The sequence below is a fragment of the Pseudomonas sp. R2-60-08W genome (assembly GCF_003852335.1).
In the GTDB taxonomy this organism is placed as follows: Bacteria; Pseudomonadota; Gammaproteobacteria; order Pseudomonadales; family Pseudomonadaceae; genus Aquipseudomonas.
Map to the genome: position 1 here is coordinate 2667527 of NZ_CP027731.1, position 17700 is coordinate 2685226.

General features: G+C 60.2%; 15 protein-coding genes. 9 read left to right on the forward strand and 6 right to left on the reverse strand.

The features are described 5' to 3' along the window. Positions 1–3 precede the first annotated feature (3 nt). The 5 genes from C4J90_RS12135 to C4J90_RS12155 form a co-directional block, all read right to left on the reverse strand. Positions 4–1026 (reverse strand): ABC transporter permease, encoded by a 1023-nt coding sequence (locus C4J90_RS12135; RefSeq protein ID WP_164484536.1) that lies wholly within the window; start codon positions 1024–1026, stop codon positions 4–6. After that, a complete protein-coding gene (locus C4J90_RS12140) occupies positions 1026–2084 on the reverse strand; it encodes a microcin C ABC transporter permease YejB (protein ID WP_124362623.1) in 1059 nt (352 codons plus the stop codon). The genes C4J90_RS12135 and C4J90_RS12140 overlap by 1 nt, the downstream gene beginning before the upstream one ends. Next, positions 2084–3943, reverse strand: coding sequence for an extracellular solute-binding protein (locus C4J90_RS12145; protein ID WP_124419883.1), 1860 nt, complete (start codon positions 3941–3943; stop codon positions 2084–2086). Before C4J90_RS12145 ends, C4J90_RS12140 begins: the two co-directional genes overlap by 1 nt. Before the next feature lie 129 nt (positions 3944–4072). Beyond that, positions 4073–4354 (reverse strand): peptidylprolyl isomerase, encoded by a 282-nt coding sequence (locus tag C4J90_RS12150; RefSeq protein ID WP_124362625.1) that lies wholly within the window; start codon positions 4352–4354, stop codon positions 4073–4075. 115 nt (positions 4355–4469) lie between these two features. Beyond that, positions 4470–4964, reverse strand: a complete 495-nt coding sequence (locus tag C4J90_RS12155) for a DUF1543 domain-containing protein (RefSeq protein ID WP_124419884.1) — start codon at positions 4962–4964, stop codon at positions 4470–4472. A gap of 106 nt (positions 4965–5070) precedes the next feature. Here C4J90_RS12155 and C4J90_RS12160 point away from each other — a divergent pair, with 106 nt between their 5' ends. Continuing rightward, positions 5071–5892, forward strand: coding sequence for an aldo/keto reductase (locus tag C4J90_RS12160; protein ID WP_124419885.1), 822 nt, complete (start codon positions 5071–5073; stop codon positions 5890–5892). A gap of 55 nt (positions 5893–5947) precedes the next feature. Here the strand turns inward: C4J90_RS12160 and C4J90_RS12165 are convergent, their stop codons facing one another. Next, a complete protein-coding gene (locus C4J90_RS12165) occupies positions 5948–6463 on the reverse strand; it encodes an Hcp family type VI secretion system effector (RefSeq protein ID WP_124362628.1) in 516 nt (171 codons plus the stop codon). Positions 6464–6931: 468 nt separating this feature from the next. Between C4J90_RS12165 and tssA the strand changes: the two genes are divergently transcribed. From tssA to C4J90_RS12205, 8 genes are read left to right on the forward strand one after another with little or no spacing between them, the layout of a single operon-like run. Then, on the forward strand, positions 6932–8485 hold the full coding sequence (gene tssA / locus C4J90_RS12170) for a type VI secretion system protein TssA (protein ID WP_124419886.1): 1554 nt from the start codon (positions 6932–6934) through the stop codon (positions 8483–8485). Positions 8486–8508: 23 nt separating this feature from the next. Then, positions 8509–9018 carry a type VI secretion system contractile sheath small subunit gene (tssB, locus tag C4J90_RS12175; protein ID WP_124419887.1) on the forward strand — a complete coding sequence of 170 codons (510 nt, stop codon included), beginning with the start codon at positions 8509–8511 and terminating at the stop codon, positions 9016–9018. Between the two features lie 15 nt (positions 9019–9033). Further along, positions 9034–10515 (forward strand): type VI secretion system contractile sheath large subunit, encoded by a 1482-nt coding sequence (gene tssC / locus C4J90_RS12180; RefSeq protein ID WP_124419888.1) that lies wholly within the window; start codon positions 9034–9036, stop codon positions 10513–10515. Between the two features lie 14 nt (positions 10516–10529). Then, positions 10530–10931 (forward strand): type VI secretion system baseplate subunit TssE, encoded by a 402-nt coding sequence (gene tssE / locus C4J90_RS12185; RefSeq protein WP_124419889.1) that lies wholly within the window; start codon positions 10530–10532, stop codon positions 10929–10931. Continuing rightward, complete coding sequence (tssF, locus tag C4J90_RS12190) at positions 10921–12708, forward strand: type VI secretion system baseplate subunit TssF (protein ID WP_124419890.1); 1788 nt, start codon at positions 10921–10923, stop codon at positions 12706–12708. Before tssE ends, tssF begins: the two co-directional genes overlap by 11 nt. Continuing rightward, a complete protein-coding gene (gene tssG, locus C4J90_RS12195; protein ID WP_124419891.1) occupies positions 12672–13679 on the forward strand; it encodes a type VI secretion system baseplate subunit TssG in 1008 nt (335 codons plus the stop codon). The genes tssF and tssG overlap by 37 nt, the downstream gene beginning before the upstream one ends. Before the next feature lie 12 nt (positions 13680–13691). After that, complete coding sequence (locus C4J90_RS12200) at positions 13692–16127, forward strand: AAA family ATPase (RefSeq protein ID WP_124419892.1); 2436 nt, start codon at positions 13692–13694, stop codon at positions 16125–16127. Continuing rightward, the gene (locus C4J90_RS12205; RefSeq protein WP_124419893.1) at positions 16124–17650 is read left to right on the forward strand and encodes a sigma-54-dependent Fis family transcriptional regulator; all 1527 of its coding nucleotides are present in this window, start codon (positions 16124–16126) and stop codon (positions 17648–17650) included. Before C4J90_RS12200 ends, C4J90_RS12205 begins: the two co-directional genes overlap by 4 nt. Positions 17651–17700: the final 50 nt, after the last annotated feature.

Sequence of the window (17700 nt, forward strand, 5' to 3'; positions counted from 1 at the left end):
CACTCATGAGCGAGGGTCGAAGGCATCACGCAACGCCTCGCCGATAAACACCAGCAGCGACAGGATCAGCGCCAGGGTGAAAAACGCCGTCAGGCCCAGCCATGGGGCTTGCAGGTTCTGCTTGCCCTGGGCGATCAACTCGCCCAGCGACGCACTGCCGGCCGGCATGCCGAAGCCGAGGAAATCCAGGGCGCTCAAGGTCGAAATCGCCCCGGTGAGGATGAACGGTAAATAGCTCAAGGTGGCGGTCATGGCATTGGGCAGGATATGCCGGCCAATGATCTTGCCGTCGCCCAGGCCCAGGGCGCGCGCGGCCTTGACATACTCCAGGTTGCGCCCGCGCAGGAACTCGGCGCGCACCACATCCACCAGCGCCAGCCAGGAAAAAAGCGCCATGATGCCCAGCAACCACCAGAAATTCGGCTCGACAAAGCCTGACAGGATAATCAGCAGGTACAGCACCGGCAGGCCCGACCACACCTCCAGGATGCGTTGCCCCAGCAAGTCTACCCAGCCGCCGTAGTAACCCTGCAATGCCCCGGCGGCAATGCCGATGGCGGCGCTGATCGCGGTCAGCGCCAGGGCAAACAGGATCGACACCCGTGCGCCGAAGATCACCCGCGCCAGCACATCCCGCGATTGGTCATCGGTGCCCAGCCAATTCACCGTCGATGGCGGGCTGGGGGCAGGGCGGGCCAGCTCGTAGTTGGGCGTATCGTCGCTGAACGGGATCGGCGGGAACCACATCCAGCCGCCGTCCTGCTTTATCAGCTTCTGCACGTAGTCACTGCGGTAGTCGGCCTGGAACGGCAACTGCCCGCCGAACTGCTGTTCGGTGTAGCGCTTGAATACCGGGAAATACAGCTCGTGCTTGAAACTGAGCACCAGCGGCTTATCGTTGGCGATCAACTCGCCACCGAGGGTCAGGATAAACAAGCCGATAAATAGCCACAGCGACCACCAGCCGCGACGGTTTTTCTTGAAGCGCTCGAAACGCCGACGAGCCACGGGCGACAGATTGAGCATCAGGCGTTCCTCGCAGCGAAGTCGATACGCGGGTCCACCAGGGTGTAACAGAGGTCGCCGATGAGTTTTATCAAGAGGCCGAACAGGGTGAAGATAAACAACGAACCAAACACCACTGGGTAGTCCCGTGAGACGGCCGCTTCATAGCTCATGCGGCCCAGGCCGTCGAGGGAGAAGATCACTTCGATCAGCAGGGAACCGGCGAAGAATACGCTGATGAACGCTTGGGGAATCCCGGAAATCACCAGCAGCATCGCGTTGCGAAACACATGGCCGTACAGCACGCGGCGTTCGCTCAAGCCCTTGGCGCGCGCGGTGACCACGTACTGCCGGGTAATTTCGTTGAGGAACGAGTTTTTGGTGAGGATGGTCAAGGTGGCGAACCCGCCGATCACCAGTGCCGTGACCGGCAATACCAGGTGCCAGAAATAGTCGGCGATCTTGCCCACGGTGCTCAGTGTTTCGAAATTTTCCGACACCAACCCGCGCACCGGGAACCAGTTCAGCGACGTGCCGCCGGCAAACACCACGATCAGAAACATCGCAAACAGGAACGCCGGCATCGCATAGCCGATGACTATGGCGGTGCTGCTCCACACATCGAAGCTGCTGCCATGGCGCACCGCCTTGCGGATGCCCAAGGGAATCGACACCAGGTAAGTGATCAAGGTGGCCCACAGGCCGAGGGAAATGGTGACCGGCATCTTTTCCAGGATCAGGTCGATCACCGTCGAGCCGCGAAAGAAGCTGTTGCCGAAGTCCAGTTGGGCGTAGCTCTTGAGCATCAGCCACAGGCGTTCCGGTGCAGGCTTGTCGAAGCCGTATTGCTTTTCGATGTCCTTGATCAGCTTCGGGTCCAGGCCACGACTGGCCCGCGAGCCGCTGATACCTTCGCCTGCGCCGCCGCCCACACCACCGCCGCCGATGCCTTGCAAGTGGGCGATGGCTTGTTCCACCGGCCCTCCGGGCGCGGCCTGCACGATCACGAAATTCACCAGCAGGATGATCACCAGGGTCGGGATGATCAGCAGCAGGCGCCGCACGATATAGGCAAACATCAGCGCGCATCCCCACGTTTTTTCAGCTCGGCTTGCATCTGCTCGTTGGTCAGTGGCGTCGGGCTGACTTCCCACCAGGTTTCCAGGGCTTCATCGTTTTTCGCCTCGATGGCTGGGCGGCCGAAGCGGTTCCACCACGCGGCGGAGGTGCCGGGCGGGTAATAGTTGGGAATCCACAGGTAGTTCCACTGCAGCACCCGGTCCAGGGCGTGGGCGTAAGTGAGCATCTGCGCCTGGGTGTCGGCCTTGACCAGGCCCTTGATCAGGCGGTCGACGGCCGGGTCCTGGAGCGCCATGTAATTGTTGGCGCCCGGATCGAACGCAGCGGCGGAACCGAAGAAATTGTACAGCTCCATGCCCGGCGAGGTGGTAACCGGAAAACCGGTGACGATCATGTCGTAGTCCCGCGCCATCAAGCGGTTGACGTACTGGGAGGAGTCGATCCGACGGATATTCAAGGTGATGCCGATCTGCGCCAGGTTGCGTTTGTACGGCAGCAGTAGACGTTCCAGGCCCGCCTGGGCGTTGAGGAAGGTGAACTCTAACGGCTCGCCCTCGGCGTTGACCAGTTTGTCGCCTTCAGGCTTCCAGCCCGCCTCTTCCAGCAGGGCCAGGGCCTGCAACTGTTTGTCACGGATCATGCCGCTGCCATCGGTAACGGGCGCCTTGAATACCTGGGTGAACACCTCATCGGGAATCTGCCCGCGCAAGGGTTCCAGGATCGCCAGTTCTTCCTCGGTCGGCAACTGGGTGGCGGCAAGCGGGCTGTTGGAAAAATAGCTTTGCTGGCGGATATACAGGTTGCGCATCATCTGCCGGTTGGCCCATTCGAAATCCCACAGCATGGCCAGGGCCTGGCGCACGCGGCGGTCCTTGAACATCGGGTTTTGCACATTGAAGACATAGCCCTGGGCCGGTTGCGGCATCTCCTTGGCCAGATGCGCGCGTTGCAGGCGGCCATCGTCAAGGGCCGGGCCGTTATAACCGATGGAGTAGCCAGTGGCGGAGAATTCCCGATTGAAGTCGTAGGCACCGCCGCGCAGCACCTGGCGCGCGACTTCGGTGTCGCCAAAATACTCAAGGCTCAAGTGATCGAAGTTGTACAGGCCACGGCTGATCGGCAAGTCCTTGCCCCACCAATCGGGGTCGCGAGTAAAAGTGATGGTGTTGCCGGAGTCGATCTTGCTGACCTTGTACGGGCCACTGCCCAGTGGGGCTTCATAGCCGCCGCCGTTGGCGAAGTCGCGGCTCTTCCACCAATGTTCGGGGAACACCGGCAGGGTGGCGAGATCCAGGGGCAGGGTGCGGTTTTCATTGCTGGAGAAGTCGAAACGCACCTGGCGCTCGTTTTCGACTTCGACATGCTTGACGTCGGCGAACAGCGTGCGAAAACGCAGGCTGCCTTGGGTCATCAACAAGTCGAAGCTGTAGCGCACGTCTTCGGCGGTGATCGGTTTGCCATCGGCAAATCGCGCCTTGGGATTGAGGTAGAACCGCAGCGACAGGCCGTCGTCGGCGCGTTCCATCTTCTGCGCGACCAGGCCGTAGACCGTGTAGGGCTCGTCCAGGGAGCGCTGGGCCAGAGGCGAGTAGAGCCAGCCATCGACCTGGGAGACACCGATGCCTTTATCGACATACGGCAATACATGGTCAAAGCGCCCGATTTCCAGGGCGGAGCGGCGCAGGCTGCCGCCTTTGGGGGCATTGGGGTTGGCATAGTCGAAATGGCTGAAACCGTCGGGGTACTTGGCCGGCTCGCCATACACCGTGAGGGACGCTTGTGGCGCCGCGGTCACGGCGTTGCTGGTCAGGAACACGACCAGGGTGATGCTGAACAGTCTGGGAAAAGCCAATCGCATTATCAGCCTTGAGCGCGGATGAACAAAAATAGAGAGCTGTACGTTAACGGCTTAAGCGTCGTCAGTCATCACATGCACAACGGCCCGCCAAATGGCGGGCCGTTGTCTACAACATCAGCACAGACTGAATCAGTCCTGGCGGCTGGTGACTTCCAGCAGGTGATAACCGAACTGGGTTTTCACCGGGCCTTGTACGGTATTGACTGGGGCGCTGAACACCACGCTGTCGAATTCCTTGACCATCTGGCCGGGACCGAACGAACCCAGGTCGCCGCCTTGACGGCTGGACGGGCAGCTGGAGTTGGCTTTGGCGACTTCTGCGAAATCAGCGCCGCCTTCGATCTGGGACTTGAGTTCGTTGCACTTGTCTTCAGTGGAAACGAGGATGTGGCGGGCGGTGGCTTTGGCCATGGGAAATAACTCCTTGAGTAAAAAAACGGTGAGCCTACCGGATTCAGGCGGTTATTTCCTGGCAAAGTTCCGTCTACTTGCCTGAGCGGGCCGGAAGCGGCCTGGCCCGCGGGGTTCAGGCCAAAACGATGTAGTCGTTTTGTTGGATGATGGCGGCGTGCGGGCCTTGTACAAGATGCACATAACGGCCGTCCACCAGGTCGATGGGCAGGCAATCGTCGATATCCATTACCGCGTCGGTGTGGGCCTGGGACCAGTGGCGCAACACGTGCTGCTTGCCCTTGCTCATCGCTTCGCGCTTGTCGCGCGCCACCAGCAACAGGTAGTGATGCGCCTCGCCGAAGCGGTTGGCCTCATAGCCGCCGAGGTTGAGGAAATACAAGCGAGGCGCATCGCCATGCGGCGCCAATTGACTGAATTCGACCTTCCAGCCGTCGACGCCATCGACCGCCATCCACGAATCGATATGCACGCCCTTGGGGCTGCCAAACCAGGCGTCGCGCAACTGCGGGTAGGTGGCCTGTAGCGTATCCGCCACGGCAAACGCGACATCGTGTACTTCGATCCGGGCCCTGGGGTGCTTGCCCCCGAGCATCACGACAAACAGCATTGCGGGTGATTCCTGGCGATTGATCAGAGGCCAACCATACTGCGATTGAACCCTTTTGTCCGGTCAATGCCACACTGTTAATCCGCGAACTCATCAGGAGGTTGTCATGCGTACTATCGATCTGGCCGGTGTTCCCGTCCCTGTCATCGGCCAGGGAACCTGGCGCATGGGCGAAGACCCAAACCAGCGCCGTGCCGAAGTGGCCGCCTTGCAGCTGGGTATCGACGAAGGCCTGACCCTGATCGATACCGCTGAAATGTACGGCGAAGGCGGTGCGGAGGAGGTGGTCGGCGAGGCCATCAAGGGCCGCCGCGACCGGGTATTTTTGGTAAGCAAGGTCTATCCGCACAACGCCAGCAGCCAAGGCGTGCCCCGCGCCTGCGAAGCCAGTCTTCAGCGCCTGGGCACCGACTACATCGATCTGTACCTGCTGCATTGGCGCGGCCAGTACCCCCTTGCAGAAACTGTCGAAGCGTTCGAGCGTCTGCGCGAAGCTGGCAAAATCGGCCGTTGGGGTGTTTCCAACTTTGATGTGGCAGACCTGCAGGAACTGGCGTCCCCCGCGTGTGCGACCAACCAGGTGCTCTACAACATTGAAGAACGTGGTATTGAATTCGACCTGCTGCCATGGTGGCAACAGCACCATCTGCCCTTGATGGCTTACTGCCCGATTGCCCAGGGCGGCAAGCTGTTGGCGAGCCCGACGCTCAAGCAGATTGCCCATCGTCATGAGGCCACCCCCGCGCAAGTCTCTCTAGCCTGGGTTTTGCGTCAAGAAGGTGTGATCGCCATCCCCAAGGCAGTAACGCCCGAGCACATACGGCAAAATGCCGCTGCTGCGAAGCTGGTGTTGGACGAACATGACCTGGACGCGATCGACCGCGTTTTTGGCGCCCCCAAGCGCAAGCACCCGCTGGCGATGGTGTAGCGCGAGCAGGAACGGCACCTTCCCTGGGCCGTTCCCGCCACCGCCACCGCCGCGGTTAGCCGGCTACTGGACTGCGCCAGTCGTCCGAGCCTGAAGTGCCGGCTACTTCATGGGTCCAGACGATCTTGCGATAGGTGAAATACACGTCCTCCAGATGGGTGAAGTGGGCGTTGTCCGGGTCCTGGCAGTTGGGCATGCGCGACTGGATGTCCACGATCGTCGCGCCTTCCAGTTCAATGGTGAAGTAATGCTCCTGGGTGCCTGCCGAAGAGGTGCGAAACCATTCCAACCGGCATGACACTTCTTCCCCCGAGGTCAGTGCGCTGAATAGCAGGGGCGAGGATTTGTCGAAGACCTTGCTGATCATCAGCGGTTTATGCACGCGCTGGCCGGTAGGCTGGCCCGATTGCGGGTCGCGGGGAATGATCACCTGATGGGCAAATGCCTGCACCAGAATCTGATCCTCGTGGCCTTCCTGATAAATGTTGCCTACCGAGTCCTGGGTAAATGTACCTGCGGTGATCAAACCTTGTTTGACACCGGTGACTGAGAGGTACGCGGGTGTTGGCATGACGGGTTTCCTTGTCTGATTGAGTAGGTGCTCCCGAGCGATGAAGTTGTCGGTCGGGTGAAATGCCTTTAACAAAAAGCGTGCCTGAAAGTGCGTGGGTCAATGAAATCAAGGTGTAGAAAGTTAGAGCGTTTCATAGGGGGCTGATTTTGCGGGTTTTTAGTATTTTAAGTTGCACATAAGTGCGCAGTTAGTTGCTCATGGTGAGAAGTGAGTAATCATGCGCAGTTGGCGGTGATCGCGGGCTATTTAACTTGATTAAGTGCGCAAAATACTGCGCAGGCCTTGATTTTAGAGGGCTTGTAGGAAATTCCTTAAGTGTGAGGCTGTGGCTTGCTGACTGTTTTTTTGATGGCTAAGGTTCGTTCACTTCGTTGTGTGTTGAACGAGGGTTAAGCGCAGCTCTGCTACGCATTTCCCAGCATCAAGTTTGCCTATTCAGCCTTCATAGTTGTGTGCAGCCCAAAAATGGTTCATTCAGAAAAGTTGTGCGCTTATTACCAGGAACTTGCACGGAAACCTTGTTCGCCAGGGGATTTCGCCGGCAATGACGTGCGCTTTTCGAGTGAGTTTGAAACCGTGGAAGCCGAGGTTGCCAAGGCGCAGTCCATACATGGCGCGAGCCTGCCGGACTGGCAGCAGGTCTGCGAGTCCAGTGAGCGCCTGTTGCGTGAGCAGTCCAAGGACCTGCGCCTCGCTGTGTGGCTCACCTGGGGACTGCATCAGCGTGATTCATTCCCGGGGTTGCTGGCCGGCCTCGGTTTGCTGGTTTATCTCTGTGAGCATCACTGGGCGGCGGTCTATCCCACCAAGCTGCGCACCCGCGTTGCCGCATTGGGTTGGCTGGTGACGCGCCTGGCCCCGCTCTTCTCGCAGAACCTGTCGCTTGTCGACCGATTGCCCTTGTTCCAGGCGCTGCAGGCACACCTCGTGCGCCTTGATGAGCTATTGAACGAACGCCTTGGCAGTGACGCCCCGTTGTTGTTGCCGATCCGGCGACAACTGGCGGAACGTCTGGCGCGTGCCGCGCAAGACGGCGCGCAGCCAGCGGGCGCTGCGGGCGTGATCACCCAGGTCAAGCAGGCGCTCACGCAGTCGCTCAAGCCTGAGCTGCTGATCAACAATGAAAAAGATGCCCAAAAAGTGCTGCGCGCCTTACAGGAACAGGCCCGTACATTGTGTGCCTGGTGGTTGCGCCAGAATGCCACCGACCTGCGGGCCTTGCGTTTGGGACGCACCTTGGCGTGGCTGAGCCTGGTCAATTATCCCGATGCCAACAGTGAGGGGGTGACGGCGTTGCGCCCGCTGGCTCCCGACAAGCTTAAACGTTACCAGGATCATCTCAGCCAAGGCCATCACGCCGAGCTGTTGCTTGAGCTCGAGGTCAGCCTGGCGGGCGCATTGTTCTGGTTCGATGGGCTACGCATGCTCTGGGAATGCCTTGAAGCCTTGCACGCGAACTTGGCCATGACCGAGCTGGAAACGAGCTTCGCGCTGTTATTGCAACGTTTGCCGAACCTGCCCGAATTGCGCTTCGACGACGGCACGCCGTTTGCGGGCGCGGCGACCTGTGAGTGGATCACGCTTCATGTTGTTCGCCACCTGCACAAAGCCGAGCCTTTCAATGCCGTTGCCGATGGAGGCAGCGAACCCTGGGAAGCCGCCTTGCAGACGGTCATGCCCAGCTTGCGCAAGGATGGGCTCAAGGCTGCCGTCGGCGTGCTCAAGCAGGGTTTGCACAGCGCTGGCAGTGAGCGCGCGCGCTTTCATTGGCGGCTGGCACTGGCCAGGTTGTGCATGCGCGCGGGCAAGCCTGACCTGGGCAGAATCCAGCTGGAACAGCTGGACCTCGAACTACAACGCGCGGGCCTGGACCGCTGGGAGCCGGAACTGGCCCTGCACGTCGGCCGGCTCCTGTACCGCTGCTATGACCTGTTGCCGCAAAACCACGCCGTGCGCGAAAGCAAAGACGCCACGCATCGCCGGTTGTGCCAGTTCGATCTGGAAGCAGTACTCGAATAAAAATCATCAAAAGGAGAAGCACCATGGCCAAAGACGGTTCGGTAGCACCCAAGGAACGTATCAATATCACCTTCAAACCCGCGCTTGGTGGTGCACAGGAGGACGTCGAGCTGCCGTTGAAACTGTTGGTGCTGGGAGATTTTTCCCAGCGCGACGACCCGCGCAAGCTTGAGGATCGCAAGCCTATCGGGATCGACAAGAACAGCCTCGACGAGGTGTTGGCCAAACAGGCCCTGAACTTGACATTGAGCGTGCCCAATCGGCTTCAGGATGACGCTGAGGTTGAAGAACTGGCGATCCAGGTGCGAATCAACTCGATGAAGGACTTCAACCCCGCCAGCCTGGTCGAGCAAATACCGCAGTTGCAAAAGCTGATGGTGCTGCGTGAGGCATTGGTGGCACTCAAGGGCCCGCTGGGCAACACCCCGAGCTTTCGTAAAGCCATTGAGCAGGCCCTGGCCGATGACGACTCCCGTGCTCGGGTGCTGGCCGAACTGGGGCTGAGCAGCCCTGATGCCAAACCTATTCAGTAAAAGGACACTGATACCATGACGACTACCCAGTACAACTCGCTGCCTCTGCCCAAATCCGCCGACGAGTGCAGCATTCTCGACAACATCATTGCCCAGACGTTGCTGAGCGCCGATGACGAGGCATACAGCATCGCCAAGCGGGGTGTGTCGGCGTTTATCGAAGAATTGGTCAAGCCTCACAACCGCGAAGAACCGGTCAAGAAGCGTCTGGTCGACCGGATGATTGCCGAGATCGATGCCAAGCTCAGCCAGCAAGTGGACGAGATTCTGCACCACTCGGACTTCCAGGCACTGGAGGCAGCCTGGCGAGGGCTGCAACTGCTGGTAGAGCGCACCAATTTTCGCGAGAACATCAAGATAGAGCTGCTGAATGTCTCTCGGCAGGACCTGCTGGACGACTTCGAGGATTCCCCGGAAGTGACCCAGTCGGGGCTTTACAAGCATATCTACAGTGCTGAATACGGCCAGTTTGGCGGCCAGCCGGTAGGGGCGATCATCGCTAACTACTTCCTGTCCCCCAGCGCGCCTGATGTGAAACTCATGCAGTACGTTTCCAGTGTCGCCGGTATGGCTCACGCGCCGTTCATCGCGGCCGCCGGGCCAGGCTTCTTTGGTCTGGAAAGCTTTACCGGCCTACCTGACCTCAAGGATCTCAAGGATCATTTCGAAGGCCCGCAGTTTGCCAAGTGGCAGAGCTTTCGCCAGAGCGAAGATGCCCGCTACATCGGCCTTACCGTACCGCGTTTTTTATTGCGCACGCCGTACGATCCCCTTGAGTGCCCGGTCAAAACCTTTGCCTACCAGGAAAATGTGGTCAACAGCCACGAGCACTACCTGTGGGGTAATACGGCCTACGCCTTCGCCACTCGCCTGACCGACAGTTTCGCGCGCTTTCGCTGGTGCCCGAACATCATCGGCCCCCAGAGTGGCGGGGCGGTCGAGGACTTGCCGCTGCATCATTTCCAGAGCATGGGTGAGATTGAAACCAAGATCCCTACCGAGGTACTGGTTTCAGACCGGCGCGAATACGAGCTGGCGCAAGAAGGGTTCATCGCCCTGACCATGCGCAAGGGCAGTGACAACGCTGCCTTCTTTTCCGCCAGTTCCGTGCAGAAACCCAAGACGTTCGGCATCAGCGAAGAGGGCAAGGCAGCGGAGCTGAACTACCGGCTCGGTACCCAGTTGCCTTACATGATGGTGATCAATCGCCTTGCCCACTACCTCAAGGTCCTGCAGCGCGAACAACTGGGCTCGTGGAAGGAACGGACCGACCTGGAGTTGGAACTCAACAAGTGGATTCGCCAATACGTGGCGGATCAGGAAAACCCCAGTGCCGAGGTGCGCGGGCGCCGTCCGCTGCGCGCAGCGCGCATCGTCGTCAGCGATGTCGAGGGTGAGCCGGGCTGGTACCGCGTCAGTTTGAGCGTACGGCCGCATTTCAAGTACATGGGGGCGGACTTCACCTTGTCCCTCGTCGGCAAGCTCGACAAAGAATGAGCCGAGGCCAGGGGATGCGCCACCAAAACAGCCTTTTCGAGCGCCTCGAGCCCGATGCGTGCGCCAGCGTGTGCCGCATGACGTCCGTCGCCGCGCATTTGACGAAAATGCTCAGCACCCGCGCCGGCAGCGTCCAGACGCTGCCGGATTACGGCTTGCCTGATCTCAATGATATGCGGCTCAGCCTGCATGAATCCCTGACCCAGTCACGCCTGCTGATCGAGCGCTTCATCCAGGCTTACGAACCACGGCTGGTGAATGTTCGCGTCAGGGTGCTCCCGCGCGTCCATGAAACGTTGGCACTGGCATTTGCCATCGAGGCCGGGCTGCTCATCGACGGTGGCACACAATCTGTCGTGTTCCATGCGCGCCTGGCGGATGCCGGGCAGGTAGAGGTCTGCGCAGATGGCCTTTAACCGCTATTTTCAAAGCGAACTCAGTGCCCTGCGACAACTCGGGCGGCGCTTTTCCGAGCGCAATCCGGCCCTGGCACCGTTTCTCGCCGAGACCGGTCAAGACCCGGATGTGGAGCGTTTGCTGGAGGGTTTTGCATTCCTGACCGCACGCCTGCGCCAGAAGCTCGATGACGAGCTGCCTGAGTTGACGCATTCCCTGATGCAGCTGTTATGGCCCAATTACATGCGCCCAATGCCTGCTTTCAGCATCCTGCAATTTGACCCGTTGAACTGCGCCGGCCCCAGCGTTCGCGTGGCACGGGACACCGCAGTGGAAAGCGTGCCCATCCAGGGCGAGCGTTGCCGTTTCAGAACCTGCTATGCCACCGATGTGATGCCGCTGCAACTTCGTAGCCTGGATTACGCCTGCCAGGGCGAAGCAACCTGGTTGGACCTGCGCCTGACCCTGAGTGCAGAGGGGAATTTCAGTGCGCTGACATTCGAATCGTTACGACTGCACCTGGCCGGAGACCATTATGTGAGCCAAGGCCTGTACCTCAGCTTGTTGCGACATCTGGATGGCATCCATCTGCAGCTATTGGATCAAAACGATTTGCCGGTCAACGGGATCGATGGTCAACCTGCGACGCTATGGCTCAGCGCCAGCCAGGTTCAGCCGGTGGGTTTTGCAGAGGAACACGCATTAATTCCTTACCCGCAAAACACCTTCCGTGGTTATCGCCACTTGCAGGAATATTTCACGTTTCCCGAGAAATACTTGTTTGTCGATGTTCAAGGGTTGGGTGCGCTGCATCGATTCCCCCAAGAGGTGCTCAAGCAGGCACATGGCATGGTGTTGCGCTTCGAGCTGTGCACCCAGGGGCATGCGTTCCAGCGCCCCACCCTGGACAACGTCAAGCTGTACTGCACGCCTATCGTCAACCTGTTCAGTCACGACGCGATACCCATTCGGCTGGATGGAAAACAGGATGAATACCTGCTGTTGCCGGGGGAATATTCTCCGGAAAACGCCGGGGTGTTTTCGGTTGACCGTGTTACCGGATGGCGTCCTGGCGGCTTGGGCTATCAAACCTACGTGCCCTTTGAGTCGTTCGAGCATGACCATGATGGCGAAACTTCGCGGGCGCTGCCCAGCTTCAGCATCCGTCAACGGCCGTCGGTCCAGCATGACGGGCTGGCTACCTGGATAGGCTTTGGCGATCGCTGCGAGCAGGGCCCGGAAACACTGTCGATCGAGCTGACCTGTACCAATGCCGGTCTGCCGCGACAGCTAAGGGCAGGTGAGATCAACCAGCCCGGCGAGCACACCCCTGAGTCATTGACGTTCCGTAACATCACTGCGCCAACCGCGAGTTTTGCGCCGCCACTGGACCAGGATTATCTCTGGAAGCTCATCAGCAACATGTCGCTCAACTATGTGTCGCTGACCGATATCAACGCATTGAAAGTGATTCTCGCGACCTACGACCTGCCGCGCTATCACGATCGACAGGCGCTGAAAATCAGCCAGAAAAAGTTAGGCGCGCTGCGCTCTATCCAGCACGAAGCGGTTGACCGGTTGCACCGGGGCCTGCCGATTCGCGGATTGCGGGTGGACCTGACGGTGGATCCCCTGGGGTTTGCAGGCCAGGGCGATCTGTTTGTGTTCGCTTCGGTCCTCAATCAGTTCTTTGCGCTTTACGCCAGCCTCAATTCGTATCACGAGTTGCGAGTGATCAGCACACAAGGAGACGTGTATCTATGGCCGTTCCGGATGGGGCAGCAACCCCTGCTTTGACTCAGCTTTGCCATGCCATCCGCGAATACACGCTATTCCAGGCGGTGGTGCAGGTGGTCGCACGTTTACGTGAAGCTCATCCCCTGCTGGATGAGGATGCGCTGTATGACCAGCTGGAATTCCAGGCCAATCCAGGCCTGGGGTTTGCAGGACACGATATCGACCGTGTGGAGTTTTTCCTGGACCACGGGCACTTGCGGGCGCGTCTGCGCATCAACGTGCTGGGGTTGTTTGGCGCGGGCTCACCATTGCCCGCGTTTTATGCCGAGCAGGCGTTTGCGGAGCGCGCAGGTGGTAACCCCACGCGGGACTTCCTCGATATGTTCCACCACCGACTGCACCGTCTGATGTTACCGATCTGGCGCAAATACCGTTACCGGGCCTGCTTTCAACAGGGCGCCAGTGATGGGTTTTCCCAGCAAATGTTTGCGCTGATTGGCCTCGGCAGTCACGCGATACGGAGCGCCTCGCGTCTTGATTGCAAGCGCTTGCTGCCTTACCTCGGGCTTCTGAGTCTGCGCGCGCACTCGGCTGCGTTGATGGAGACCGTCCTGCGGTATTACTTCAAGCATGCCCAGGTGTTCATCGAGCAATGGGTCGAACGCACGGTGGACGTCGCGCATTCGCAGCGCAATGACTTGGGCCACGCCAACTGCACGCTTGGCGACGACCTGGTATTGGGGCGTCGCATCGCTGATCGCAGCGGCAAGTTCAGAGTGCACATCAAGGCCCTGGGTTGGCAGCGTTTTCACGACTTTCTGCCCACGGGAACGGCCTATGCCCCCGCATGCTCGCTGGTGCGTTTAACCGCGCGAGACGCGTTGCAATTTGACCTGCGCCTGGTACTGGCACCCGGCGAAATCAGGGCGTTGCATATCGGCGAAAACAATGTGTGCCGCCTGGGTTGGACCAGTTGGCTGGAACATGAGCGAGCGGACGGTGCGATCACGCTCGCCGGCCATTTTCATTAAGGATTGATGAGCATGATTAATGTGGACCTGCAACAACTGATCCTTGCATTGACGGCCCAGACCCGCCGGGACCTGACGCGCGCGGCCGAGCGCTGCATGGCGCGTGGTGGTCATGAAGTGTTGGTGGAGGATCTGCTTCTGGCCTTGCTCGAGCATCCCGCAGGGCTGATGGCCAAGGCGCTGGCAGATGCCGACGTTTCCCTGGGCGAACTGCAAGCAGCCTTGCAGCCCAGGAGTGAGCAGAGCGCTACACGCAACCCGGTGTTCGCCCAGGCCTTGGTGCTGTGGTTACAACAAGCCGTGATGGTTGCACACGTAGAGTTAGGCCAACGTTGCGTCGATCACGGTGCCCTGTTGCTGGCACTTTTACAGCACCCGCTGGAGCATGCGGGCAGCCGGTATCACGCTGTGCTCAGCCGTCTAAATACCGGCAGGGTGCGTGATTTTCTGCAGGGCCAGCCCTGCGAAAGTCAGCCGATTGTCACGGAGTCGCTGTTGCAGCGCTTTACCCAGGACCTCACCCAGCATGCCCGTGAGGGTCGGATAGACCCAGTGCTGTGCCGCGAGCGCGAAATACGGCAATTGATCGACATCCTGGTGCGGCGGCGCAAGAACAACCCGATTCTCGTGGGGGAGGCCGGGGTGGGGAAAACGGCGATCGTCGAAGGGCTTGCGTTGCAGATCGCTGCTTTGCAGGTGCCCGAGGCCCTTAAAAGCGTTCGCGTGCTGACCCTCGATATGGGCTTGCTGCAAGCGGGTGCTGGCCTCAAAGGCGAGTTCGAGCGACGTCTCAAAGGTGTGATTGATGAAGTGAACGCATCGCCTGAGCCGGTCATCCTGTTTATCGACGAAGCCCATACCTTGGTGGGCGCTGGCGCCCAGCCGGGAGGCCTGGACGCGGCCAACCTGCTCAAGCCGGCCCTGGCGCGCGGCGCGCTGCGTACGATCGCCGCTACCACCTGGTCGGAATACAAGCAGTACATCGAAAAGGACCCGGCATTGGCGCGGCGGTTCCAGCCGGTACTGGTCGAGGAGCCGAGTGTCGAGCAGGCAGTGTCGATTCTGCGGGGACTGGTGCCTGTCTATGAAGCGAGCCATGGCGTGTATGTCCGTGATGATGCGGTGGTAGCAGCGGCCCACATGAGCGCACGCTATCTGGTGGGCCGACAGTTGCCGGACAAGGCGGTGGACGTGCTGGACACCGCCTGTGCCAGCGTCCGCACGCGTCAGGCAATGCCGCCTGAGGCACTGCAGGCGCTACGCGCCGAACTGATCGAGGGCCAGCGGCAGGCGCGGGCGCTGAGTCGAGACGCTGATAGCGGATTGCCTGTGGATGCGCAGGCCCTTCAGGCGCTGAAGTTGCGCCTGGAAACCCTTGAGCACCAGCGCCAGGTACTGGAGCAACAGTGGCTTGAGCGCGAGGGACCGTTGGTGAAACCTGAGGTCTGCCCGCTCGGCGTAGCGCATGTCATCAGCGCGTGGACCGGTATTCCCGTCGAGCAGCTGGCCCTTGAACCGAATACAAAAGTGCTTGGGTTTGCCGCGGCCTTGCGCTCGCGCGTGCTTGGGCAGGACCACGCGGTGCAGGCCCTTGATCGTGCCTTGCGCGCCGTCGCCGCCGGGCTCAACAAGGTCGATGCCCCTGTCGGGGTGTTTCTGCTGGTGGGGCCAAGCGGTGTAGGCAAGACAGAAACAGCCCTGGCCCTGGCGGATCTTCTGTACGGCGGTGAACGGTTTGTCACCACCATCAATATGTCGGAGTACCAAGAGAAGCACGCGCTTTCCCGATTGATCGGTGCGCCACCGGGTTATGTCGGTTATGGCGAGGGCGGGGTTTTGACCGAAGCCGTACGCCAGCGTCCCTATTCAGTCGTGCTGCTCGACGAGGTGGAGAAGGCCGACCCGGAGGTATTGAATCTGTTTTACCAGGTCTTTGACAAAGGGCGCGCGAATGATGGCGAAGGGCGGGAAATCGACTTTCGCAACACCGTGCTGCTGATGACGTCCAACCTCGCCAGCGACGCTATCAACGCGCTTTGCGCAGGCGGTCAACGACCTGAACCGCAGGTGCTGCAAGACGCCATTTACCCGGTGCTGCGTGCCCACTTCAAGCCCGCATTGCTCGCCCGTATGCGCGTCATACCGTATTACCCGATTGACGAGCAGGTGCTGCACGACGTGGCAGAGCTCAAGCTTGCGGGCCTTGGCCAACGGCTGCACTCGCGCAAACTGGCATTCACCTACACGCCAGAATTGGTCGCGCACATGACCGAGCGTTGCGCGGACGGTGACAGCGGTGCGCGGTACATCGACCATTGGATCGAGCGCCATTTGTTGCCGCAGATGGTGGACGGTCTGCTCGGCGCCATGGCCATGGAGACCCCGGTTTCCTCGGTGCATGCGCGATTGGATGGCAACGGCCTGCCGCTCTGCGAGTTCAGCCAATGACCGACCTTGATCAATTGCCTGACCCGCTTGCCCACGCCAACGCCTTGATCGGCTGCTTCAAACGTATAGGCCTGGACAGTGACGGCGCTTCATTGCCCGGCGCGTGCGTCTCAGCGGTGGCGCAACTGAGTCACTGTGAGCTCACCCAGTTGTACCGGCTTGACGAAGCGACCGGCCGGCTTGAGCTGGCCGCCCAACATCTGAGCGCGACGCCCTCGGTGGCGGTGGCGACTTCAAGTATCGATCCGCGACAGGTGCCTTTACTGCGCGACACACTGGATCAAGGCGCCGCGGTCAGTGTGGATGATGTGCAAAACAGCCCTTACGACCTGGGTTTCTTGCCGGTGCTCGCATCACCTTGGCGCGCCTTGTTGAGTGTGCCGCTGTTCAACCGCCTCAATACGCTCACAGGCGTGCTGCTGTGCGTGACCCAACGCCCGGCAGCGTTGCAAGGCTACGCGTCCTCGCTGGGCCAGTTCGCCAGCTTCGCCTTGCACCAACTGGCCCTGCTGCGCAGCCTGCGGTGGGTGCCGGCTGTTGCGCCGCAAGGGCGCCCAGTGTCGCTGACAGGCAAGTATGGCCTGATTGGCCATAGCACAGCGATGGCGCAAACCTGCCAATTAATCAGTAAGGTGCTGCATACCCCTTATACCGTCCTGCTACGGGGAGAAACCGGCACCGGCAAAGAGGTGGTGGCTCGGGCCATCCACTTGGCAGGGCCGCGAGCAGCCAAGGCTTTCGTGGTGCAGAACTGCGCTGCGTTCCCGGAAGGCTTGTTGGAGAGCGAGCTGTTCGGCTACCGCAAAGGCGCATTTACCGGTGCCGAGCGCAACTATGCAGGGCTGTTCGACGCCGCCCATGGCGGCACGTTGCTGCTGGATGAAATCGGCGATATGCCACTGACCCTGCAAGCCAAGTTGTTGCGGGTATTGCAGGAAGGTGAGGTTCGCCCATTGGGCGCCAGTGCTGCGCACAAGGTTGATGTGCGCATCATCGCGGCGACCCACCGTGACCTCGCAGCCATGGTCGCCGAAGGCAGTTTTCGCGAGGATCTTTATTACCGGCTTGCCCAGTTCCCCATCCAGTTACCGGCCTTGCGTGAGCGAGACGGGGATGTGCTGCAGCTGGCACGGCATTTCGCCGACAAGGCGTGCGCAAGCCTGGGAAGGACACCTGTGGAATGGTCGAATATCGCCCTTGATCAACTCTCGAGTCATGCCTTTCCTGGCAACGTGCGTGAACTCAAGTGCCTGGTGGAGCGAGCCGTTCTGCTGTGTGACGACAACGTGATCCTGCCGGCGCACCTGTCGCTTCCCCAGGCGTCGGCCGCGACCGCCGTTGATGATGTCACGCTGCGCCAGCGTCTGGAGCGGGTAGAGCGCGTGTTCCTGCTCGATTGCCTGCACAAGAATCGTGGCAACCGGACCCGTACGGCGCGTGAGCTCGGCGTCGCACGGCGCACGCTGCTTTACCGGCTTGCACGCTTGAACATTCCTTGCGGCGAAGCCAGCGGGGAGCGTTGAACGGTGCATCCGAGGATTGCCGAGATCATTGCCGCCATCATCGATATGAA